Annotated in this window: 21 protein-coding genes; 10 read left to right on the forward strand and 11 right to left on the reverse strand. The window is 68.4% G+C overall.

All coding sequences use genetic code 11. From position 1 onward, the window contains the following. Positions 1-10: 10 nt before the first annotated feature. Positions 11-1,036, reverse strand: a complete 1,026-nt coding sequence (gene zapE, locus G3T37_RS02640) for a cell division protein ZapE (protein WP_163471916.1) — start codon at positions 1,034-1,036, stop codon at positions 11-13. Between the two features lie 158 nt (positions 1,037-1,194). Between zapE and G3T37_RS02645 the strand changes: the two genes are divergently transcribed. The 3 genes from G3T37_RS02645 to G3T37_RS02655 are packed head-to-tail and all read left to right on the forward strand — an operon-like array spanning position 1,195 to position 3,266. After that, positions 1,195-2,094 carry a sulfurtransferase gene (locus tag G3T37_RS02645; RefSeq protein ID WP_163471917.1) on the forward strand — a complete coding sequence of 300 codons (900 nt, stop codon included), beginning with the start codon at positions 1,195-1,197 and terminating at the stop codon, positions 2,092-2,094. A gap of 9 nt (positions 2,095-2,103) precedes the next feature. Next, entirely contained in the window at positions 2,104-2,547 is a 444-nt protein-coding gene (locus G3T37_RS02650; protein WP_422110964.1) for a SufE family protein, read from the forward strand. After that, a complete protein-coding gene (locus G3T37_RS02655; RefSeq protein ID WP_163471919.1) occupies positions 2,544-3,266 on the forward strand; it encodes a dihydrofolate reductase family protein in 723 nt (240 codons plus the stop codon). The genes G3T37_RS02650 and G3T37_RS02655 overlap by 4 nt, the downstream gene beginning before the upstream one ends. On the opposite strand, the gene G3T37_RS02660 is transcribed toward G3T37_RS02655, so the two are convergent. Continuing rightward, a complete protein-coding gene (locus tag G3T37_RS02660; RefSeq protein ID WP_163471920.1) occupies positions 3,253-4,416 on the reverse strand; it encodes an alpha/beta hydrolase family protein in 1,164 nt (387 codons plus the stop codon). The genes G3T37_RS02655 and G3T37_RS02660 overlap by 14 nt on opposite strands. 86 nt (positions 4,417-4,502) lie before the next feature. Between G3T37_RS02660 and G3T37_RS02665 the strand changes: the two genes are divergently transcribed. From G3T37_RS02665 to G3T37_RS02680, 4 genes are all read left to right on the forward strand, one after another. Further along, entirely contained in the window at positions 4,503-5,099 is a 597-nt protein-coding gene (locus G3T37_RS02665; protein WP_338401153.1) for a DUF3000 domain-containing protein, read from the forward strand. A 55-nt stretch (positions 5,100-5,154) separates the two neighbouring features. Next, positions 5,155-6,336, forward strand: a complete 1,182-nt coding sequence (locus G3T37_RS02670) for a ribonuclease D (protein WP_338401154.1) — start codon at positions 5,155-5,157, stop codon at positions 6,334-6,336. 74 nt (positions 6,337-6,410) lie between these two features. Then, a complete protein-coding gene (locus G3T37_RS02675; protein WP_163471923.1) occupies positions 6,411-7,622 on the forward strand; it encodes an acetyl-CoA C-acyltransferase in 1,212 nt (403 codons plus the stop codon). Then, a complete protein-coding gene (locus G3T37_RS02680; RefSeq protein WP_163471924.1) occupies positions 7,622-9,745 on the forward strand; it encodes a 3-hydroxyacyl-CoA dehydrogenase NAD-binding domain-containing protein in 2,124 nt (707 codons plus the stop codon). The genes G3T37_RS02675 and G3T37_RS02680 overlap by 1 nt, the downstream gene beginning before the upstream one ends. Before the next feature lies 1 nt (position 9,746). Here G3T37_RS02680 and G3T37_RS02685 read toward each other — a convergent pair whose 3' ends face one another. Together G3T37_RS02685 and G3T37_RS02690 are read right to left on the reverse strand one after the other, a co-directional pair. Continuing rightward, the gene (locus G3T37_RS02685; protein ID WP_163472558.1) at positions 9,747-10,718 is read right to left on the reverse strand and encodes an aldo/keto reductase; all 972 of its coding nucleotides are present in this window, start codon (positions 10,716-10,718) and stop codon (positions 9,747-9,749) included. Next, positions 10,718-11,104 (reverse strand): MerR family transcriptional regulator, encoded by a 387-nt coding sequence (locus G3T37_RS02690; RefSeq protein ID WP_163471925.1) that lies wholly within the window; start codon positions 11,102-11,104, stop codon positions 10,718-10,720. The genes G3T37_RS02685 and G3T37_RS02690 overlap by 1 nt, the downstream gene beginning before the upstream one ends. Positions 11,105-11,215: 111 nt before the next feature. Between G3T37_RS02690 and G3T37_RS02695 the strand changes: the two genes are divergently transcribed. Further along, entirely contained in the window at positions 11,216-11,869 is a 654-nt protein-coding gene (locus tag G3T37_RS02695) for a TetR/AcrR family transcriptional regulator (protein WP_163471926.1), read from the forward strand. Here G3T37_RS02695 and dxs read toward each other — a convergent pair. From dxs to dut, 5 genes are all read right to left on the reverse strand, one after another. After that, a complete protein-coding gene (gene dxs / locus G3T37_RS02700; protein WP_163471927.1) occupies positions 11,866-13,818 on the reverse strand; it encodes a 1-deoxy-D-xylulose-5-phosphate synthase in 1,953 nt (650 codons plus the stop codon). The two genes, G3T37_RS02695 and dxs, sit on opposite strands and share 4 nt — an antisense overlap. 55 nt (positions 13,819-13,873) lie before the next feature. After that, complete coding sequence (gene acnA, locus G3T37_RS02705; protein ID WP_163471928.1) at positions 13,874-16,693, reverse strand: aconitate hydratase AcnA; 2,820 nt, start codon at positions 16,691-16,693, stop codon at positions 13,874-13,876. 150 nt (positions 16,694-16,843) lie between these two features. Then, a complete protein-coding gene (locus G3T37_RS02710; RefSeq protein ID WP_163471929.1) occupies positions 16,844-17,614 on the reverse strand; it encodes a DUF3159 domain-containing protein in 771 nt (256 codons plus the stop codon). 3 nt (positions 17,615-17,617) lie between these two features. After that, a complete protein-coding gene (locus G3T37_RS02715) occupies positions 17,618-18,229 on the reverse strand; it encodes a DUF3710 domain-containing protein (RefSeq protein ID WP_163471930.1) in 612 nt (203 codons plus the stop codon). Further along, positions 18,226-18,723: a dUTP diphosphatase gene (dut, locus tag G3T37_RS02720; RefSeq protein ID WP_163471931.1), complete on the reverse strand. Its 498-nt coding sequence runs from the start codon at positions 18,721-18,723 to the stop codon at positions 18,226-18,228. Before dut ends, G3T37_RS02715 begins: the two co-directional genes overlap by 4 nt. 38 nt (positions 18,724-18,761) lie before the next feature. On the opposite strand from dut, the gene G3T37_RS02725 reads away from it, so the two are divergent. After that, positions 18,762-19,208, forward strand: coding sequence for a DUF3093 domain-containing protein (locus tag G3T37_RS02725; protein ID WP_163471932.1), 447 nt, complete (start codon positions 18,762-18,764; stop codon positions 19,206-19,208). A 25-nt stretch (positions 19,209-19,233) separates the two neighbouring features. Here the strand turns inward: G3T37_RS02725 and G3T37_RS02730 are convergent, their stop codons facing one another. Beyond that, positions 19,234-19,527 (reverse strand): DUF4193 domain-containing protein, encoded by a 294-nt coding sequence (locus G3T37_RS02730; protein WP_163471933.1) that lies wholly within the window; start codon positions 19,525-19,527, stop codon positions 19,234-19,236. Between the two features lie 201 nt (positions 19,528-19,728). On the opposite strand from G3T37_RS02730, the gene sepH reads away from it, so the two are divergent. Beyond that, complete coding sequence (gene sepH, locus G3T37_RS02735) at positions 19,729-20,760, forward strand: septation protein SepH (RefSeq protein ID WP_163471934.1); 1,032 nt, start codon at positions 19,729-19,731, stop codon at positions 20,758-20,760. A gap of 3 nt (positions 20,761-20,763) precedes the next feature. On the opposite strand, the gene G3T37_RS02740 is transcribed toward sepH, so the two are convergent. Further along, on the reverse strand, positions 20,764-21,861 hold the full coding sequence (locus tag G3T37_RS02740; RefSeq protein ID WP_338401155.1) for an alkaline phosphatase family protein: 1,098 nt from the start codon (positions 21,859-21,861) through the stop codon (positions 20,764-20,766). Between the last annotated feature and the right edge of the window lie 42 nt (positions 21,862-21,903).

Below are 21,903 nucleotides of genomic sequence, written 5' to 3' on the forward strand. Positions count from 1 at the left end.
CGGAATTCGTCTACTCGGGTGCGCCGGAGGTCAGCGCGATCAGCCTCGACACCGCGCGCAGGTACTTCTTGCGGTACCCGCCGGCGAGCATCTCGTGCGGGAAGACGGAATCCAGAGCGGTGCCCGTGGCGAAGATGCGGATCTGCGCGTCGTAAAGGCGGTCGACGAAGGCGACGAAGCGCAGGGCATCCGTCTGGTTCGAGAAGGAATGCACGTCGCGGAAGCCCACCGCATCGAGGTCTTCGACCAGACGCACGTACCGGGACGGATGCACGGAGGCGAGCAGACCCAGGATCGCGTCGAAGGTGTCGACCGTGACCGTGCCGGCCTGCCGCGCGATCGCGGCCTCGAACGCCGGGTCATCCAGCACCACGGCGTGCCCCTCGATGTCGCGCCGACGATAGTCGAGGCCATCGATCCGGACCGTGGTGAACTTCGCCGCCAGCGCGTCGATCTCGCGCAGGAAGTCCTGCGCGGCGAACCTCCCCTCCCCCAGTGCGTTGGGCGGCGTGTTCGAGGTGGCGGCGAGCCGGGTGCCCGAGGCGACCAGATCGGAGAGAAGGCGCGACATGAGTCGGGTGTCGCCCGGATCATCGAGCTCGAACTCGTCGATGCACAGCAGTGACGCGCCCTTCAGCAGCTCGACGGTCTGCGCGTAGCCCAGCAGCCCGACGAGCGCGGTGTACTCGATGAAGGTGCCGAAGTACTTGCGACCGGGGGCCGCGTGCCAGAGCGCCGCGAGCAGGTGGGTCTTGCCGACGCCGAAGCCGCCGTCGAGGTAGACCCCGGGAAGCGCCGCCGGCGCCTTCCGGCGCGAGAACAGGCTGCCTCTGGTGGCGGTGAATCCGGTCTCGAAATTGCGGATCGCCGCGACCGCGGCGCCCTGGGACGGGTAGTCGCGATCGGGCCGGTAGGAATCGAGGGTGGCGGTTTCGAACTGCCGCGGCGGCACGAGGTGCCGCACGATCTCCTCCCCGCTCAGCGTCGGGGTGCGGTCGGCGAGCGCGCCCGGCGCGGCGGCGGAAGCGGTGGTCACGGTACGGCCTCGCTTTGTGTCGTTCTCTTACGGGCGCCCCCTGCGCGTGCGGGCGCAAGCTCGTAGATTCGAGGGAGCAGGTCAGGCTCACAGCCTAGACCGAAGGAAATCATCCCGATGTCCGACCAGCACCCGCGTCACGACCTGGAGGCAGCACCATGACCGTTGAGACCGACTCCGACCCCCGCTTCGCGGCGTTCGCCCACCCCGAGCGTCTGGTCTCGACGGAGTGGCTCGCTTCCCACCTCGGCACGCCCGGACTCGTCGTCGTCGAATCCGACGAGGATGTCCTGCTCTACGAGACCGGCCACATCCCCGGTGCCGTCAAGATCGACTGGCACACCGACCTCAACGACCCGGTTCAGCGCGACTACATCGACGGCGCCCAGTTCGCCGCGCTGCTCGGCCGCAAGGGGATCGGCCGCGACACCACGGTCGTGATCTACGGCGACAAGAACAACTGGTGGGCCGCCTACGCGCTCTGGGTATTCAGCCTGTTCGGGCACGAGGATGTGCGGCTGCTCGATGGGGGCCGCGCCAAGTGGGAGGCGGAGGGCCGCGCGTACACGACCGATCGCGAGGAGGCGACGCCCGTCGACTACCCCGTCGTGGAGCGCAACGATGCTCCCATCCGCGCGTTCAAGGACGACGTGCTCGCCCACCTGGGCAACCCGCTGATCGATGTCCGCTCCCCCGAGGAGTACACCGGTGAGCGCACGAGCGCTCCCGCCTACCCCGAGGAGGGCGCCCTCCGGGCCGGCCACATCCCCAGCGCGCAGAACGTGCCGTGGGCGAAGGCTGTGGCGGAGGACGGCGGCTTCAAGCCTCTCGACGAACTCAACGCGATCTACCGCGACGGCGCCGGCCTGAGCGACGGTGATAGCGTCGTTGCCTACTGCCGGATCGGTGAGCGCTCGAGCCACACCTGGTTCGTGCTCACCCATCTTCTCGGCTTCGAAGGGGTTCGCAACTATGACGGATCATGGACGGAATGGGGCAGCGCCGTGCGCGTCCCCATCGTCAAGGGTGCAGAGCCCGGTGTGGTCCCCGCGCGCTGACGTGGGACGGTGCCGCGCGTGACCGCGCTTCCCGACGCCCTCGCCGAGATCCGGGCGGACTTCCACGAGCTGGAACTGCCTGACCGGCTGCAGCTTCTGCTGGAGTTCGCGAACGAGCTGCCCGAGATGCCGGAGCGGTACCGCGATCACCCCGACCTTCTGGAGCGGGTGGAGGAGTGCCAGTCTCCCGTCTTCATCTTTGTCGAGGTCGACGACGAGTCGATCGTTCACCTCTACGCGACGGCACCCCGAGAAGCGCCGACGACCCGCGGCTTCGCCTCCATCCTCGTGCAGGGTCTCGCCGGGCTCTCGGTCGACGAGGTGCTCGCCCTCCCCGACGACTTCCCCAGCGACCTCGGGCTGACCGAAGCGGTGAGTCCCCTGCGGATCCGGGGAATGACGGGGATGCTCGCCCGCACCAAGCACCAGGTGCGAAGCAAGACGGCCGCGTGATCCTCACCCGGGTGTTCCCCGGCCCGCCCGACCCGATCGAGCTCTCCTGGGATGACTCGCGAAGCCGGCTCGCCGAGCTCTACCGCCCACCCCGCGCCGACTGGCTCCGACTCAACCTCGTCGCGAGCGTGAGCGGAAGCGCCACCGGCAGCGATGGCACGAGCGAGTCGATCACCGTCGGTGCCGACCGGGTGCTCCTGGGGGTGATCCGCGGTCTCGCGGACGCCGTCGTCGTCGGGGCCTCGAGCGTACGCGCAGAGGGGTACTTCGTGCCGCGCGCCGCCGCGCTCGCCGTCGTCACGCGCACGGGTGAGCTGAGCGGGCATCGAATCACGAGCGGGGGCCCGCGTGGCCCGCTCCTGATCCTGTGCCCGGCGGCCGCGGCCGAGCGCGCGCGCACCACGGTGGGCGTGGCGGAGGCGCAGATCATCCCCGTGCCCGACGCCGACGGATGGCTCGCCGCCGCGGACATCGTCGGGGCGCTACGGGCGAACGGCTACGCCTCCCTCGTCAGCGAGGGCGGCCCGCAGCTCGCGCGACACCTGCTGCTGGGAGGAGTCGTGGACGAACTGTGCCTGTCGACCAGCCCCACGCTGAACGGCGCCGGCGTGCCCATTTTCGGCGGCACCGAGTTCGACGCGCTCCCGCTGGCGCTCGCCCAGCTCATGGTGGACGACGCGAGCGGGGTCTACGCGCGCTGGCGGCTCACAGCCGGCTGAGCCAACTGCCGATCGCGGCGTTCCAGCGCTCGGAGTCGTAGTTCCAGAGTTTCGTGTGGCGTGCCACGGTCCACTCCTCGTAGCTCACGATGTCGGGGCGGGCAGCGGCGAGGGCGCGCGACGCGTCCGCGGGCACGAAACCGTCGTCGATGCTGTGCAGGAGCAGCACCGGGATCTCGAGCTCCGAGGCCCGCGTGACGAAGTCCAGGCGGGCGAGATCGATCGGCTCGGCCTGGCCGGTGAGAGGGGCGCTCCACGACTGCGTGATCAGCTCCTCGGCAACCCTGCCGACCGGCCGTGGGATCCGCAGGAAGGAGGCCTGGTAGGCGAGCGTCGCGCCCCAGTCGACGACGGGCGACTCGAGGATGAGGCCGCGGATGACCGACCGCCGCTCCGACCGCGTGGCGGCCTGCAACACCGTCGCCCCGCCCATCGACCAGCCCATGAGCACGACCTCCGTCGCCCCGTGCTCCACCGCGTAGCCGATCGCCGCGTCGACGTCCCGCCACTCGGTGTCTCCGAGTCCGTAGCGACCGTCGAGGCTCCGCGGGGCGTCGCCGTCGTTGCGGTAGGAGATGAGCAGCGAGTGATACCCGCAGCGCCTCGCCACCTCGACCGCGCGCAGTCCTTCAGCGCGCTTGACCCCTCGGCCATGAACCGCGATGAGCCAACGGCCGCTGTCGCTCGCCGCCGGCACCGACCACGCCGGTGCGTCGCCGAGCTCCGTCGGAATGGCGACCTCCTCGAAGGGAACCCCGAGCTCCGCCGGCGACAGATAGACCCATCCCGCGAGGTAGCCGCGCTCGGATCCGGCCAGGTCGCCGAAGTCGACACCGATCAACTCCCGGGTCACCGTCGCGGGGGTCTGGTCGATGATCGGGCCGAGCTTCGCATGGCCGGAGCCGCGCGCGAACCAGAAGCTGTAGGTGCCGGGCAGTCGGGAGTCCGGGGTCGAGGCGAGGGTGATGGTCGTCTCGGTGACACCGATGATCCGGATATCCTCGACCCGGCGCTTGCTCGGGGTCACGACCCGGCGCGCGACGGCGACGGAGAACGCGGCGGCGGCGACGGTGCCGACGAGCGCGACCGCGCCGAGGGTGAGTGCCGAGGCGACGAGCAGCCGCGCCGTCGAGATCGTCGAGCGCGCCATTCATCCCCCCTCGTGTCGGTGATGCACGGGTGCCGTGAACGGCGAGCCTCGGGCGCATCGGTACCAAACCAGCCTAACCTTCACTCGTGCCCGAGACACCGAAGAGAGCGGCAGCGCCGCAGGCGTTCGAGGCGGCCACGGCTTCGATGACGGCTGCACAGACGCGCCCCGAGCTCACGATCACCGAGATCCCCGCGCCCGGCAACCTGGCGCCCTATTCGCTCGCTCTCGCCGCCGATGTCACGCCTGCCGTGCACGGCGTCGACTCTCCCCTCGGCACCGGGCGCTTCGTGCTCCTGCACGACCCCGCCGCCCCGGAGGCCTGGGGCGGGGTGTTCCGGGTGGTGTGCTTCGCGCAGGCCCCCCTCGAGACCGACATCGGGGTCGATCCATTCGTGGCGGACGTCGCCTGGTCGTGGCTCGTCGATGCGCTGGATGACCGAGGAGCGAAGTACATCGCCGCGTCCGGCACGGCGACGAAGATCCTCTCCACCGGCTTCGGCGAGCTGGCCGAACAGGGGGATGGCGCGCTGTTGGAATTGCGCGCATCCTGGACACCAACCGACGACGAGCTGGGCCCACATGTGGAAGGCTGGAGTGAGTTGTTGTGCATGCTGGCCGGGCTGCCCCCGGTGATCGAAGGAGTCAGTCTGTTGTCGTCGCACCGAGCAGGGCGTGAGTAGCGCAGAATCGGCGCCCACCCCACCGGCCGTCCAGGCGCCACACGAGACCGTTGGCGTGATCGACACCCGTGAGGAATACCTCGCTGCCGTCGCCGCCATCGCGGGGGGCCACGGGCCGATCGCGATCGATGCGGAGCGGGCATCCGGCTTCCGCTACTCGCAGCGCGCCTATCTCATTCAGATCTATCGGCGCGGCGCGGGCACCTTCCTCTTCGACCCGCCGGCGATCGGCGATTTCTCGGAGCTCGACGACGCGATCAAGGCGGAGGAGTGGATCCTGCACGCGGCGAGCCAGGATCTCACGTGCCTGCGTGAGGTGGGGCTCAATCCCACCCGTCTCTTCGACACAGAACTGGGTGCCCGTCTCGCCGGACTCCCCCGCGTCGGACTCGGCACCGTCGTCGAGGAATTGCTGGGCGTGCACCTCGCGAAGGAGTTCTCGGCGGCCGACTGGTCGACGAGACCGCTGCCTCAGGCCTGGCTCGTCTACGCCGCGCTCGACGTGGAACTGCTCGTCGACCTGCGCGAGGCGATGGGCCGGCTTCTGGAGGAGGCGGGCAAGACGGAGATCGCCGCGCAGGAGTTCGAATCCGTGCTCGCTCGCGACTTCAAGCCCGTTCGCGATCAGCCGTGGCGACGCCTGAGCGGTGTGCACTCGATCAAGGGCACCCGCAACCTCGCCGTCGCGCGGGAGCTGTGGCAGGCCCGCGACGATTACGCCCGCGAGTCCGACACCGCGCCCGGGCGACTGGTCCCCGACTCCGCGCTCGTCGCGGCGGCGCGGGTGCTCCCCGCGAGCAAGCGCGAGCTGGTCGCCATGAAGGAGTTCACCGGCCGTGCCAGCCGGTCGCAGATCGACCGATGGTGGGATGCGATCCAGGCCGGCCTCGCCACCACCGACATCCCCGTGCTCAGGCCCGGCGGCGAGACCATTCCCCCGCCCCGCGCCTGGCCCGACAAGAACCCCGCGGCCGACCGTCGTCTCAAGGCGTCGCGATCGGCGGTGACCGCGGTGGCGGACGCACTGAGCGTGCCGGTCGAGAACCTGTTGACCCCGGAGCTGCTGCGGCGGCTCTGCTGGACGCCGCCCGAAACGATCGACCTCGCAAGCATCGAAAGCGCCCTCGTCGAGATGGGTGCCCGGCCCTGGCAGGTTGACGCTACTGCACAGGTGATCACGACGGCCTTTGTCGAAGCCAGCCAAATCGCGCAGGAGCCTTCCGAGCCCGATTCGTAGGAACAGTCAAAGGATTTTGAGCCCCGGATGCGGTGCTTAGGATCGACAACGAACGAGAGACTGTGGGAGGCAAAGTGGCCGAGAGAGCTGAGATCGTCTTCGTCGACGGGGTTCGTACCCCGTTCGGACGAGCCGGTGAGAAGGGGATGTACTGGAACACCCGGGCCGACGATCTGGTGGTGAAGGCCATGATCGGACTCCTGGAGCGCAACCCCAGCATCCCGCGTGATCGCATCGACGACGTCGCCATCGCCGCCACGACGCAGAGCGGCGATCAGGGTCTCACGCTCGGCCGTACCGCCGCGATCCTCGCGGGTCTCCCGCTGTCGGTACCCGGATACGCCATCGACCGGATGTGCGCGGGTGCGATGACCTCGGTCACCACCATCGCGGGCGCGATCGCCTTCGGGGCGTACGACATCGGGATCGCCGGCGGCGTGGAGCACATGGGCCGCCACCCGATGGGATTCGGTGCCGACCCCAATCCCCGGTTCCTGTCGGAGAAGCTCGTGAGCGCGGACGCCCTCAACATGGGCAACACCGCCGAGCGTATCCACGACCGGTTCCCCCAGCTCACCAAGGAACGCGCCGACCGCTTCGCGATGGGCAGCCAGCAGAAGGCGTGGGCGGCCTACGAGAACGGCAAGATCCAGCCGGATCTGGTGCCCGTCGCGATCCGCAGCGAATCCGGTTGGGGCCTCGCGACCCGTGACGAGGCGCTGCGCCCCGAGACCACTCTCGAGGGTCTGGCAGGGTTGAAGACACCGTTCCGCCCGCACGGCCGGGTCACCGCCGGCAACGCATCCGGCCTCAATGACGGTGCCACCGCGAGCATCATCGCGAGCGCCGACGCCGCCAAGGAGTTCGGCCTCTCGCCCAAGATGCGGATGGTGAGCTTCGCCTTCGCGGGCGTCGAGCCCGAGATCATGGGGATCGGCCCGGTGCCCTCCACCGAGAAGGCCCTGCGCAAGGCAGGACTCACGATCGACGACATCGGACTGTTCGAGTTGAACGAGGCGTTCGCCGTCCAGGTGCTGTCCCTCCTCGACCATTTCGGGATCGACGACGACGACCCCCGCGTCAATCTCTGGGGCGGTGCCATCGCGTTCGGTCATCCCCTCGCCTCATCGGGCGTGCGATTGATGATCCAACTCGCCCGGCAGTTCGAAGAGCATCCTGAGGTGCGCTACGGGCTCACCGCCATGTGCATCGGGCTCGGACAGGGCGGATCCGTCATCTGGGAGAACCCGCACTACACGGGCAAGCGCAGCAAGGGGAAGAAGTGATGACCGATCGCTACGACGGCCTCCGGGCACTCGCCGACGACGAGGTCATCACCCACTCGTTCGTCAGGGATGTTCCGCTCTCCGCGGGGCGCACCCTCGCGCTCATCACCCTCGACAACGGGCGCGACCACACGCGGCCCTCGACGCTCGGTCCGCTGACCCTGCTCGAGCTCGGCGACGTACTCGACGCACAGAAGGAGCGGGCATCGCGCGGTGAGATCGCCGCGGTCGCGATCACCGGCAAGCCGTTCATCCTCGCTGCGGGTGCCGACCTGTCGAAGGTCAGCGATATCCCCAGCAGGACGGTCGCGAAGCAGATGGCGCAGCTCGGTCACGAGGTGCTCGGCAAGCAGGCCGAGCTCGGCGTTCCGTCCTTCGTCTTCATCAACGGTCTCGCCCTCGGCGGTGGCGTGGAGATCGGTCTCAACGCCGACTACCGCACGATCGACCGCTCCATCGCCGCGCTCGCCCTCCCCGAGGTCTTCCTCGGGATCATCCCGGGATGGGGTGGCGCCTGGCTCCTGCCCAACCTCATCGGCATCGAGAACGCCCTCAAGGTGATCGTCGAGAATCCCCTCAAGAACAACCGCACGCTCAAAGGTCAGGAGGCGTTCGATCTGGGTATCGCCGACGCGATCTTCGATCCCGCGAACTTCCTGGAGGACTCCATCCGCTGGGCCGACGGGGTGGTCTCGGGCACGATCACCGTGAAGCGCCCGAACGCGCCGGGGCGGCTCGAACGCGCGGTCAAGTGGGATGTGGCGATCGGCATCGCGACGAAGATGCTCCAGAACCGCATCGGCACGGTCGCGAAATCTCCCTATGTGGCACTCGATCTGCTCAAGGCGGCGAAGAACACGGATCGGAAGACCGGGTTCGCCGCCGAGGACGAGGCGCTCGCGGATCTCATCTCCGGTGACCAGTTCAAGGCGAGCATCTACGCCTTCAACCTGGTCCAGAAGCGGGCGAAGCGCCCCGCGGGCGCACCCGATCGAGCGATCGCGAAGCCCGTCACGAAGGTGGGCGTCATCGGAGCCGGGCTCATGGCGAGCCAGTTCGCGCTCCTGTTCGTGAGGCGCCTGCGGGTGCCCGTCGTGATCACCGACCTCGATCAGTCCCGTGTCGACAAGGGTGTCGCCTCCATCCACCGCGAGATCGAGCAGTTGCGCGCCAAGGGGCGCATCTCCGGCGATGAGGCGAACCGGCTGACCGCCCTCGTCACGGGAACCACCGACAGGGCGCACTTCGCCGACTGCGACTGGGTCATCGAGGCGGTGTTCGAAGAGTTGGAGGTCAAGCAGGAGGTCTTCGCGCAGATCGAGAAGTACCTGTCGCCCACCGCGGTTCTCGCCACGAACACCTCATCGCTCTCCGTCGAGCAGATCGGCGCGAAACTCGAGCACCCGGAGCGGCTCGTCGGCTTCCACTTCTTCAACCCCGTGGCGGTCATGCCGCTCATCGAGGTCGTTCGCACGCCGCTGACCGACGATGCGACGCTCTCGACCGCGATGGTCACCGCGGCCGCACTCCGCAAGAACGCGGTGATCACGAAGGACACCCCGGGGTTCGTGGTGAACCGCATCCTCGCCAAAGTGCTCGGCGAGGCGATGCACGCCGTCGACACCGGAACGCCGTTCGCGGTGGTCGACGGCTCGGTGCAGCCCTTCGGGCTCCCCATGACGCCGTTCGAACTGCTCGAGCTCGTCGGGCTCAAGGTGGGCGCCCACGTGCTGGACACCCACCACGCCGCCTTCCCCGATCGGTTCTTCGACAGCCCCAATCTCCACGCACTCGCCGAGCTCGGTCACATCTTCGAGCGCGACAGCAAAGGCGCGATCAAGGGCTACGACAAGAAGGCGGTGGCGATCGTGTCCGGGGGCACCACGCCCATGACGGGCGAGCAGTTGCGACTCCGCATCGAGGACGGGCTTGCCGACGAGGTGAAGCGGATGCTCGACGACGGCGTCGTGGAGGCCGCCGAAGACATCGACCTCTGCCTCATTCTCGGCGCGGGGTATCCGTTCCAGATGGGCGGGCTGACTCCCTACCTCGACCGGGTCGGGGCGTCGGAGCGTGCCTTCGGCGGCACCTTCCACACGCCGCTGATCCGGGGTGTCGAGTAACTCAGCGGCCGATACCGCTCATATCGGGGTACCGGTCACCGACCGGTGCCTCCAGCGCGTCGAGAGCGCCGAGCTGCTCAGGGGTGAGCGTCACGGAATCCGCCGCGACGTTCTCCTCGAGTCGCTCGACGCGCTTGGTGCCCGGGATGGGCGCGATGTCGTCGCCCTGGGCCAGGAGCCAGGCGAGCGCGACCTGTGCGGCCGTCACTCCCGCGTCGGCCGCCACCCGGTCGACCACCTCGACGATTCGGATGTTCGTCGCGAGGTTCTCGCCGGCGAACCGGGGATTCGCCCGCCGGAAGTCGCTCTCGTCGAGCGCGTCGAGCGTGCGGATCGTGCCGGTGAGGAACCCGCGGCCGAGGGGCGAGTAGGGCACGAAGCCGATGCCGAGCTCGCGCAGGAGCGGCAGGATCTCCCCCTCCGGATCGCGCGTCCACAGCGAGTACTCCGACTGGAGCGCCGTCACCGGATGAACGGCGTGCGCCCGACGGATCGTCTCCGCCCCGGCCTCCGACAGGCCGTAGCGCCTGATCTTGCCCTCCTGGATGAGGTCGGAGAGGGCGCCCACCGTGTCCTCGATCGGAACCGAGGGATCCATGCGGTGCTGGTAGTAGAGATCGATGTGGTCGGTCTCGAGGCGCTGCAGCGACCCCTCGACGGAGAACCGCACGTTGGCCGGGCTGCCGTCGAGCATCCGCTCACCCGTGTCGTGATTGATCGTGCCGAACTTCGTCGCGATCACCACGGCGTCGCGTCGCCCCCGCAAGGCCCGCGCGAGGAGCTTCTCGTTCTCATAGGGGCCGTACATCTCGGCCGTGTCGAAGAAGGTGACGCCGAGGTCGATGGCGCGGTGGATCGTCGCGATCGAGGCGGTGTCGTCGCGCCCCGCGCCGGTGTAGAAGGCCGACATTCCCATGCAGCCGAGGCCGAGGCGGGAGACCCGGAGGTCCGGTCCCAGTGTGATTGTCTTCATCATGAAACGGGGTTTCCTTTACTGTAAGCGGCGATCTTGTAGTCGATTGCGGCGAGGCTGGTGCGAACCTCGTCGAGGGTGGCCAGCACCGTCTGGCGATGCGCTGTCAGCAGTGCCAGACGCTCCTGGGTGGTGTCGTCTCCTCGCCGGACGAGAGCGACGTACTCACGGATCCGGGCGATCGGCATGGCCGTCGAGCGGAGTCTGCTGAGAAAGACGACCCAGGTGATGTCTGCCTCGGAGTAGCGACGATGGGTCGATGACGACCGATCCACCGGCCCGAGCATGAGACCTTCCCGTTCGTAGTAGCGCAGAGTGTGGACCGTGAGGGAGGTTCTCTCGGCCGCCTCGGAGATGGAGAGGCCGGCGGCCTCGAGGAGTGACATGACCTCAGGCTAAAACCTAGAGTGCGCTCGAAGTCAAATGCGGGGCCTTGTACATTTATTGAACATGTTCAATAATCATGGAATGACCCGGTTCAGTGAGGGAGTCGTCGAATGGGCAAGAGCGAACTGACTCGACAGAAGATCACGGAGACCGCGCTCGCGTCGTTCCGAGAACGGGGATACGAGCAGACCACACTCCGGCTCATCGCCGGCGAGGCGGGAATCTCCGTCGGGAACGCGTACTACTACTTTCCGACCAAGAACCACCTCGTACAAGAACTGTACCTCCGTGTGCAGACCGAGCACCGACAGAATGTGGCGGCCGCGCTCCGCTCGACCACCGATTTCGCCTCGCGGCTCGAGATCGCGCTTCTCGCGGGGCTGGACGCCCTGGCCCCCTACCACGACTCGGCGCCGGGCTTCCTGCAGGCCGCGATCTCACCGACCTCCGCGGTCAACCCCTTCGGCCCCGATTCCGCGGCGCCCCGCGAGATGGCGATCGCGCTGTTCCGCGACGTCGTGGACGGATCGAGCAACACGATCCCGGCCGCGCTGCGCGAACAGCTGCCGGAACTGCTCTGGATGGCGTTCATGGGGCTCGCGCTGTACTGGGTGTACGACGCCTCCCCCGATCAACGTCGAAGCAGGCGCCTCGCGAGCCGGGCATCCCGGCTGCTCGGCTCCCTGATCCCGCTCACGCGCCTGCCGTTCGTGAAGGGGCCGCTCGCCGAGCTGCTCGATATGGTGCGCGAGGCGCGGCTCTAGCGCTCCTCGGAGTCGAGCGGCGCCTCGATCGTGCGCCCCGAGTCCTCCGGCAGCGGACGCGCCACCGGGATTCGGCTGCCCAGCACTTGAGCGATCAAGTCACGGGCGATCTTCTGCGGGGTGAGATCGACCAGGTCGAGGATCTCCGCCCGCGAACCATGCGGCAGGAACTCGTCGGGGAGCCCGAGCTCGGTGACCGCCGTGTCGACGCCCGCGGAGCGCAGGTCCTGGCGGATCCGTGTTCCGATTCCGCCGACGCGAACGCCGTCCTCGATGGAGACGAGGATCCGGTGCTCACGCGCGAACTCGATGATACTGGCGGGAACCGGCACGACCCATCGCGGATCGACGACGGTCGCGCCGATCCCCTGCGCGGCGAGTCGCTCGGCGACCTGGAGACCCAGCCCCGCCATCGGACCCACCGTCACGATCAGAACGTCCTTGTGGGCCGCTTCCCGAAGGACATCGACTCCGTCGCCGGTTCGTCTGACGGCATCGAACTCGGTGCCCGCCTCGCCCTTCGAGAAGCGGATGACCGTCGGCGCATCCTCGATCCCCACCGCCTCTCGCAGTTCCTCGCGCAGTCGGGTCGCGTCCCGGGGCGCCGCGAGTCGGATATTCGGCACCACCTGGAGAATCGCGAGGTCCCACATGCCGTGGTGGCTGGGGCCGTCCGGTCCGGTGACGCCGGCGCGGTCGAGCACGAAGGTGACGCCGGCGCGGTGCAACGCCACGTCCATGAGCACCTGATCGAAGGCCCGGTTGATGAAGGTCGCGTAGAGGGCGACGACCGGGTGCAGCCCACCGAACGCGAGCCCGGCGGCGGAGGTGACCGCGTGCTGCTCCGCGATGCCCACGTCGAACACCCGTGCGGGGTACTTCTCGGCGAAGCGGTGCAGTCCAGTGGGCCTCAGCATCGCGGCCGTGATCCCCACGATCCGGGGGTCTTCGTCGGCGATGTGGACGATCTCGTCGGCGAACACCGAGGTCCACGACGGCCGACTCGCCACCTCAACGGGCTCCCCCGTCTCGGGATCGATCTGTCCGACAGCATGGAACTGGTCGGCGACGTCGTGGAGGGCGGGCTCGTAGCCGCGGCCCTTCTGGGTGATCGCGTGCACGATGACGGGGGCGCCGTAGTGCTTCGCCTGCTCCAGCGCCTCTTTCATCGCGGGGATGTCGTGCCCGTCGACCGGACCGATGTACTTGATGTCGAGGTTGGAGTAGAGCGCCTCGTTGTTGGTGAAGCGAGAGAGGAATCCGTGCAGGCCGCCGCGCACGCCGCGGTAGAACGCCCGCGCCGGGGCACCCAGGTGGCTGAAGAGGTTTCGGCTCGACAGATGCAGATTGCGGTAGGTCCGTCGGGTGCGGACCGTGTTCAGGAAGCGCGCCATGCCCCCGATCGTGGGCGCGTACGAGCGACCGTTGTCGTTGACGACGATGACGAGACGGCGGGAGTTGTCATCGGAGATGTTATTCAACGCCTCCCAGGTCATGCCACCTGTGAGGGCGCCGTCGCCGACGACCGCGACCACGTGGCGGTCATCCTGTCCCGTCATCGTGAAGGCGCGGGAGATCCCGTCGGCCCAACTCAGCGAGCTCGAGGCGTGCGAGCTCTCGACGATGTCGTGCTCGGACTCCGAGCGCTGCGGATACCCGGCGAGACCTCCGCGCTGACGAAGCCGACTGAAGTCCTGGCGCCCCGTGAGCAGCTTGTGGACGTAACTCTGATGCCCGGTGTCGAACACGATCGCGTCGCGGGGCGAATCGAACACCGCGTGGATGGCGACCGTCAATTCGACGACGCCCAGGTTGGGCCCCAGATGGCCGCCCGTCTTCGATACCTCGCGCACGAGGAATTCGCGAATCTCGGCCGACAGCTCAGCCAGCTGGGAATCGGTCAGCGCGTCCAGGTCGCGTGGACCCCTGATGGTCTCGAGCAGGCTCACACTCAGACTCTATCCGAGCAATCCGAGTGTGAGCCGCAGGAGATTTCGCGACCGGTCAGACCAGGCTGCGCAGCACGTACTGGAGGATGCCGCCGTTCCGGTAGTAGTCGGCCTCACCGGGGGTGTCGATCCGGAGCACGGCGTCGAATTCGACGGTCGCCTTGCCCGCGGGCGACGCGTCGCTCGGCTCGGCCACCACGTGCAGCGTCTTGGGGGTGCGTCCCTCGTTGAGCTCTTCCACTCCGGAGATGGAGATGATCTCCGTCCCGTCCAGTCCCAGGGATGCCCAGCTCTCGCCTGCGGGGAACTGCAGCGGCAGCACGCCCATGCCGATGAGGTTCGATCGGTGGATGCGCTCGAAGCTCTCCGAGATGACCGCCTTGACGCCGAGCAGGCTCGTGCCCTTCGCCGCCCAGTCGCGCGACGACCCGGAGCCGTACTCCTTGCCCCCCAGGATCACGAGCGGGATGCCCGCGGCCTGGTAGTGCTGGCTCGCGTCGTAGATGAACGACTGGGGTCCGCCCTCCTGCGTGAAGTCGCGGGTGTAGCCGCCCTCGACCCCGTCCAGGAGCTGATTCTTCAGGCGGATGTTCGCGAAGGTTCCGCGAATCATCACCTCGTGGTTTCCCCGCCGCGAGCCGTAGGAGTTGTAGTCCTTGCGGTCGACCCCGTGCTCGTCGAGGTACTTGCCCGCCGGGCTGTCCGCCTTGATGGAGCCCGCCGGGCTGATGTGGTCGGTGGTCACCGAATCGCCGAGCTTCGCGAGCACACGCGCCCCGGAGAAACTCGTCACCGGCGTGGTCTGGAGCGTCATGCCGTCGAAGTACGGCGGCTTGCGCACGTACGTCGATTCCGCGCTCCACTCGAAGGTCGCACCCGTCGGTGTCGGGAGCGAACGCCACCGCTCGTCACCGTCGAACACGCCGGCATACTCGTGCGTGAACATCCCGGTATCGATGGAGGAGTCGATCGTCGCCTGCACCTCGGCCGCGTCGGGCCAGATGTCCTTGAGGTAGACCGGGTTGCCGTCGGAGCCCGTGCCGAGGGGGTCGTGGTCGAAGTCGAAGTTCATCGACCCCGCGAGGGCGTAGGCGATCACCAGGGGCGGCGAGGCGAGGTAGTTCATCTTCACGTCCGGGTTGATCCGGCCTTCGAAGTTGCGGTTGCCGGAGAGGACCGCGGTCACCGCGAGGTCGTTCTGGTTGACCGCGGCCGAGATCTCGTCGATGAGGGGACCGGAGTTGCCGATGCACGTCGTGCACCCGTAGCCGACGGTGTAGAAGCCGAGGTCTTCGAGGTATCCGGTGAGCCCGGCCTTCTCGTAGTAGTCGGTCACGACCTTCGACCCCGGTGCCAGCGTCGTCTTCACCCAGGGCTTGGACTTGAGGCCCTTCTGGCTGGCATTGCGGGCCAGAAGTCCGGCCGCGAGCATGACGGAGGGGTTCGAGGTGTTGGTGCAGGAGGTGATCGCCGCGATGGCGACGGCCCCGTGGTCGAGGACGAACTCCTCGCCACTGCCCAGCACGACCTCGGTCGGGTGCGATGCGGTGCGCGGCGCGTGAGCGGCGTGACGGAGCGAGCGCTGATGGGCGGACTGTTCATCCTGCGCGGTGAATCCGACCGGATCAGAGGCCGGGAAGGTGCCCTCCACCGCGTCGTCGACCGCGGAGGAGTCCGAGTCGGAGGCGTACGATTCGAGATCCTTCTCGAACTGGGACTTCGCGTTCGAGAGCTCGACGCGGTCCTGCGGCCGCTTCGGCCCGGCGATCGACGGCACCACGGTCGCGAGGTCGAGCTCGAGGTACTCGCTGTAGACCGGCTCGGTCTCGGGGTCGTGCCAGAGGGTCTGCAGTTTGGAGTACTGCTCGACGAGGGCGACCTGCTCCTCGCTGCGGCCGGTGAGGCGCAGGTAGTCGAGGGTGACGTCGTCGATGGGGAACATCGCGGCCGTCGACCCGAATTCCGGGCTCATGTTGCCGATCGTGGCGCGGTTCGCGAGCGGCACCGAAGCGACGCCCGGCCCATAGAACTCGACGAACTTGCCGACCACGCCGTGCTTGCGCAGCATCTGGGTGATGGTCAGCACGACGTCCGTCGCGGTGACTCCGGTCGGGATGGCTCCCGAGAGCTTGAAGCCGACGACCTTCGGGATCAGCATCGAGACCGGCTGCCCGAGCATGGCCGCCTCCGCCTCGATTCCGCCGACGCCCCAGCCGAGTACGCCAAGGCCGTTGACCATGGTCGTGTGCGAGTCGGTGCCCACGCAGGTGTCGGGGTAGGCCTGAAGCACGCCGCCGACGGTGCGCGTGTAGGTGACACGGGCCAGATACTCGATGTTGACCTGGTGCACGATGCCGGTGCCCGGCGGGACGACCTTGAAGTCCTCGAACGCCGTCTGGCCCCATCGGAGGAACTGGTACCGCTCGCCATTGCGCTCGTACTCGATCTCCACGTTTCGCTCGAGCGCGTTCTCGGTGCCGAAGAGATCGGCGATGACGGAGTGGTCGATGACGAGCTCGGCGGGCGCGAGCGGGTTGATCTTGGTCGGGTCTCCCCCTAGTTCGGCGACCGCCTCGCGCATCGTGGCGAGGTCGACGATGCAGGGCACACCGGTGAAGTCCTGCATCACGACGCGGGCCGGAGTGAACTGGATCTCCGTGTCGGGCTCCGCGGTCGGCACCCATGAGCCCAGCGCCTCGATCTGGCTCTTGGTGACGTTGGCACCGTCCTCGGTGCGCAGCAGGTTCTCGAGCAGCACCTTCAGGCTGAAGGGAAGCTTCTCGTACCCGGGTACCTTGTCGACGCGGAACACCTCGTAGTCGGTCGAACCGACTGTCAGGCTGTCTTTCGCGCCGAAACTGTCCACTGCCGCCATTGCCGTCTCCCTTGCTGACCTGACTCAATACTCCCGACCACGCGGGCGGTCGGCTAGCAAGGCAAGCCTAAGCCTCAGCCAGGTTTTCGGCGCCTCGTCCCCGTCGACTGTCAACGGAGAAAGTATCTTGATATCAAGATAAAGCTAGCATCATTCCGACGGTGCGGCCGCATCCGGCGACGCCGCCTCGTCGGGTACGCCGCTCTGCTCGCGCGGGGCGTACACCGCGCGCACGAGCAGCCAGGTCACCCACAGCGAACCCACGTAGAGCGGGATGCCGGTGAGCAGCTTCGTCGCCGCCAGCGCCTCGACGTTGCGCGCCAGATACAGCGGCACCTCGAGGCCCACCCGGATGACGCTGGGCACGACCCACACCCAGGTCGCGAGGGTCAGGGCGCGCCGCTTCGCCGGGTCGCTGCGCCAGGCGAAACCCTCCCCGGTCAGGATCCCGACGAAGACTCCCACCAGGGGCCAGCGAGCGACGATGCTGCCCACGAAGATCACGAGCACGACCGAATTGATCAGGATGCCCGGCAGGAAGTTGTTCTCCGCCTTGCCCGTCACGAGCGCGAGCACCGCGGTGAGCGCGATGCCCACCGCCCCGGCGATCGCCTGCGTCATCGGAGAGCGAGTCCCCGCACGGGCGACCACGAAGAGGAGGGCGAGCCCGACCGGGATGAGCACCGAGATCAGAAGGTCATGCGTCAGCGTGTAGAGCACGAGGAATCCGAAGCCGGGGAGGACCGACTCCACCAGTCCCCGAATGCCGCCCAGGGCGCCGAGAAGAGCTCCCGCGGTCGGGGTCTCGCCCGGTGTCAGGCGCGCGATCCCGCTCGTGCGGGCAGCGGCGGCCAGGGCATCCGAGAGCGATGGAATCGAAGACTCGTCGGAGTTGCGCTCGTCGTTGGGCTGCTCAGCCATGGTTCACCCGTCGGACGCGACCGGCATGTGGAGCGGGATGAGGTCGCGCGGGGGCATCGGCGTACCCCCGCGCACGACGACGACACTGCGGAACAGGTCCTCGATCTGCGCAGCGGCGGCCGGGTCGACCGTGCCGTCGCCCGAGATGACCCCGCGAAGGAACCAGCGCGGTCCATCGACGCCCACGAATCGCACGAGCCGCGAGGGCTGACCGGCTCCCGCGGGGATCTCGGCGAGAACCTCCGGTCCGAACGGGCCCTCCGCGGTGCGGGTGGTTCCCCCCTGCTTGTGGATCTGGTCGACGATCTGCCGCCGGATCTCGGTCCACAGACCGCTCGACCGTGGCGCCGCGAACGGCTGCACCTGCAGCGTGGAGCCGGCGTAGTCCATTCCGACCGCGACGACGCGGTTCGTGCCCTCCTCCACTTCCAAGCGCAGCTGGAGCTCCGGCCTCGGCACGATCTTCACGCCGCCGAGATCGACGTAGGGTCGGACGGCGTTCGCCTCGCTCTCGTCGAGGGGTCCCGCCGTCGCGCGATCAGCCGGAGCCGACTTCGGCTCCTCGGCCGGCTCGGTCTGCCCCGCGTCGCTGCGGGCGATGTCGCTGTCGGTCACGTCGTGATCTCCTCATGAGTGCTCGCTGATGCAGTGGATGATGTCGCCCGCTCGGCCTCGGCGGCGTAGCCGGTCGAACCGAAGCCCGCGGCTCCGCGATGGCTGCCCGGGAGGCGCTCGACCGGGATGAATCGCACCCTCGTCACCGCTTGGACGATGAGCTGCGCGATCCGGTCACCGACCGCGATCGCGTACGGCTCGGTCGCGTCGGTGTTCAAGAGGGTGACCCGGATCTCGCCGCGATAGCCCGCGTCGACCGTTCCGGGGCTGTTCACGATCGTGATGCCGTGCTTGGCGGCGAGCCCGCTGCGGGGAACCACGAACCCGGCGTAGCCGTCCGGGAGGGCGATGGCGACCCCGGTTCCCACGGTCGCGCGCTCCCCCGGACCGATCACGAGGGATTCCGCGGAGTGCAGATCGGCGCCGGCATCCCCGGGGTGCGAGTAGGTGGGAATCTGCCCGGAGGAGATGAGAACCTCGATCGCTTCAGCCACGTGTCGAGGGTAGTGCAGAAGTCTGATCGAATAGAGACATGTCGATTTACCGCGAGCGGCTGTTGCCGGGGCCCTGGGTGTTCATCATGATTCTCCTGCTGATCCCGGCGAGCCTGCTCGTGTTCCTGCCCATCAACCAGACCGCCGGCGTCGTCGTCGCCGCGGTGCTCTACCTCGGTGCGGCGGGATTCCTCGTGCTCGCCTCCCCCAGCATCGCGATCACCGCGGACGAGTTCGTGGCGGGTCGCGCGCGACTGCCGCTCACGAACGTCGGCGAGGTGACCGCGTACCGCGGCGCGGCGGCAACGAAAGAGCGCGGGCCCCAATTGGATGCCCGCGCCTGGCTCGTGATCCGCGGCTGGATCAAACCCGTGGTGAAAGTCGTCGTGAAGGACGAGTCGGATCCGACGCCCTACTGGCTGATCTCGACCCGCGACCCCGAGGCGATCGTGCGCGCGGTCGAGGCCGCCAGAACTCGCGCCTGACCGCGACCGCTTCCGCCGTTCGACCCTACGCGGCGCACTCCGCGCAGATCGGCCCGAGCTTCTCCTCGTGATCGAGCTGCGAGCGATGCTTCACGAGGAAGCAGCTCACGCAGGTGAACTCGTCGGCCTGCGGGGGCAGCACGACCACGTCGAGATCGAGATCGGACAGATCCTGCCCCGCGAGCTCGAAACTGCCCGGGTTGTCGGCGTCGTCGACGTCGACCTGACCCGACATCTTGTCCGGGACGCGCTCCTTCAGGGCCTCGATGCTCTCGGAGTCATCGTCGGTCTTGCGGGGTGCGTCGTAATCGGTTGCCATGCCCATCCACTTCTTTTGCGAATTGTTTATATCGAAATCGGCGCGCACAGTTTGCATGAATACGAGGTCAATAGCAAACCCCGGTCACGACCCCCTGAGCGCGCCGACGATGTAACTCGCGGCACGCCCGCGCTATTCCCGTGGATAGGCCTATTCGCGTGGCACGCTTAGGCAGGAACAGCGACAGCCGGAGGGCTTTTCATGCAGGACCTACGTGTCATCGGAGTAGAGAACGGCGGACTTCTCGTCGCCGCGGAAGACGGCACCCGATTCAGGATCGCCATCGACGAAGTGCTGCAGTCACGGCTGCGGCAGGTCGCTCCCGACCCCGGCGTCGGTCGGAAGGTCGCGCCGAAGGAGATCCAGGCGCAGATCCGCGGCGGAATGTCGGCCGAAGAGGTCGCATCCGCGACCGGTGTCTCGCTCGACTACGTGCAGAAGTTCGAGGGCCCCGTGCTGGCCGAGCGCCAGTACGTCATCGATTCGGCGCTCGCGGTCCCCGTGCACACGGCCCTCGAGGTGGATCCACTCGTCGGTGGGTCGACGTTCGGGGCGGTCATCCGCGACCGTCTCGCCGACCTCGGCGCGACCGGCGAGCGGTGGGCGAGCTGGAAGGACGACTCGGGCTGGACGGTGAAGCTGGCCTTCACCGCGTCGCAGATCGATCACGATGCGCGTTGGCGGTTCGACCCGCGCAAGCAGGCGCTCGATCCCGCCAACGGCGAGGCCATCACGCTGTCTCAGCAAGGCGAGGCGACGGGTGCGCTCATCCCGCGTCTGCGCGCGGTCGGGCCGGATGAACGGACCCCTGATCAGAGCAGGTTCGACAGCGGCGCCTTCGACCTCATCGATGCCGACGCGCCGGATCCCCGGACCCGCCTCGACGCCGTTCCGCGCGCCGCTCAGGCACCTCGCGACGACGCGTCCGAACCCAACAACCAGACCGCCGACCTGCTGGAGGCGCTGCGACGTCGACGGGGCGAGCGGGAGTCGGCCAACTTCGACTCTGACGTGACCGGCGTCCCGTCGCCGCAGCACCCCTCGACGGGCGGGATCCGCCTCGTCGACATTCCGCTCGATCTCGACGCCGACCGCACCGACAGCGCGGCGCAGACCGCACCACAACCCAGCCTCCCCGGCGCGCAGCAGAAGTCCGGCCGCAAGGGCCGTCAGGCGATGCCGAGTTGGGACGAGATCGTGTTCGGGGCCCGCTCCGACGACGACCTGGCCTGACACTCAGCTCGCGAAGGCCCCGAACCGCAGCAGGGGCACGCGCGCCTCCTCGGTCGACCACGAGCCGTGTTGGCCGACCATCGATCGACCCCTCTGCGCCAGTGGGCTCTCGTCGTAATACGCGACCGCCTTGCGGGCGGCAACGATCACGTCACCGATGCGCGGCAGCACCGCGGGGTCGACGGAGCCGAACCACCCCGCGTCGATCGCCTCCGCGCGCGTGGCCACCCAGGCGCGGGAGCTCTCGGAGTCTCGCCAGCGCTGCACCAGCGCGTCGCGGTCCGCCGCGGAGAGGGTCTGCTCGACGTGGAGCTGAAGGCAGCGCGGCTCGCCCGCGATGAACCTCACGCCGTCGAGCAGATCGGACCCCGCCTCGATGATCAGGTGGCCCGACGCCGGAACGTCGACCACGCCGTGGTCGGCGGTGACCAGCACTCCTGCGTCGCGCGGAACTCCGGCCACGAGGGTTCGGAGCGCCCCGTCGAATTCCTCGAGCCGCGTCGTCCACTGCGGCGATTGCCACCCGCTCGCGTGGGCGGCGACATCGAGTTCAGGAACGTACAGATACAGGATGCCGTCGCCGGGTGAGGCGAGCCAGTCCAGTGCGGCGCTCACTCGATCGGCGATCCGCGCGCCCGCGACGTAGTCCGCACCCCGCAGGACGGCGGTAGTGAACCCCGAGTCCCGATAGCGCTCGGGACCGATCGCCGTCGCTCGCAGACCCGCCGCGCGCGCCCGCTCGAACACGGTCGCCTCACGCTGCCAGGTGAGGGGGTCGAGCCGGTCATCCCACCCCGTCAGCTGATTGACGACGCGATCGTTGTCGGCGTCGAGCACGGAGTAGCCGACCAGTCCGTGCTGCCCGGGTGGCGTGCCCGTCGTCAGCGTCGCGAGTGCGGCGGCCGTCGTCGTGGGGAACCCGGACTGAATCGAGGCTCCCCCCGCGGCCAGTGCGGCACCCAGCGTGCGGGCGTGGCCGAGACGGGCCTTGAGCGCGGCGGTGCCCAGCCCGTCGACCAGCACGACGACGCCTTTCGAGGCGGTCGGGAGCGCGAGCCGATTGGGCTCCCCCGTGACCGCGGAGAGCAAACCCGGCAACACGTCGGCAAGGCTCGGCCGGTCTGCGAGGGGCGCCGGTAGCAT

Source organism: Galbitalea soli (genome assembly GCF_010686725.1).
Classification (GTDB): domain Bacteria; phylum Actinomycetota; class Actinomycetes; order Actinomycetales; family Microbacteriaceae; genus Galbitalea; species Galbitalea soli.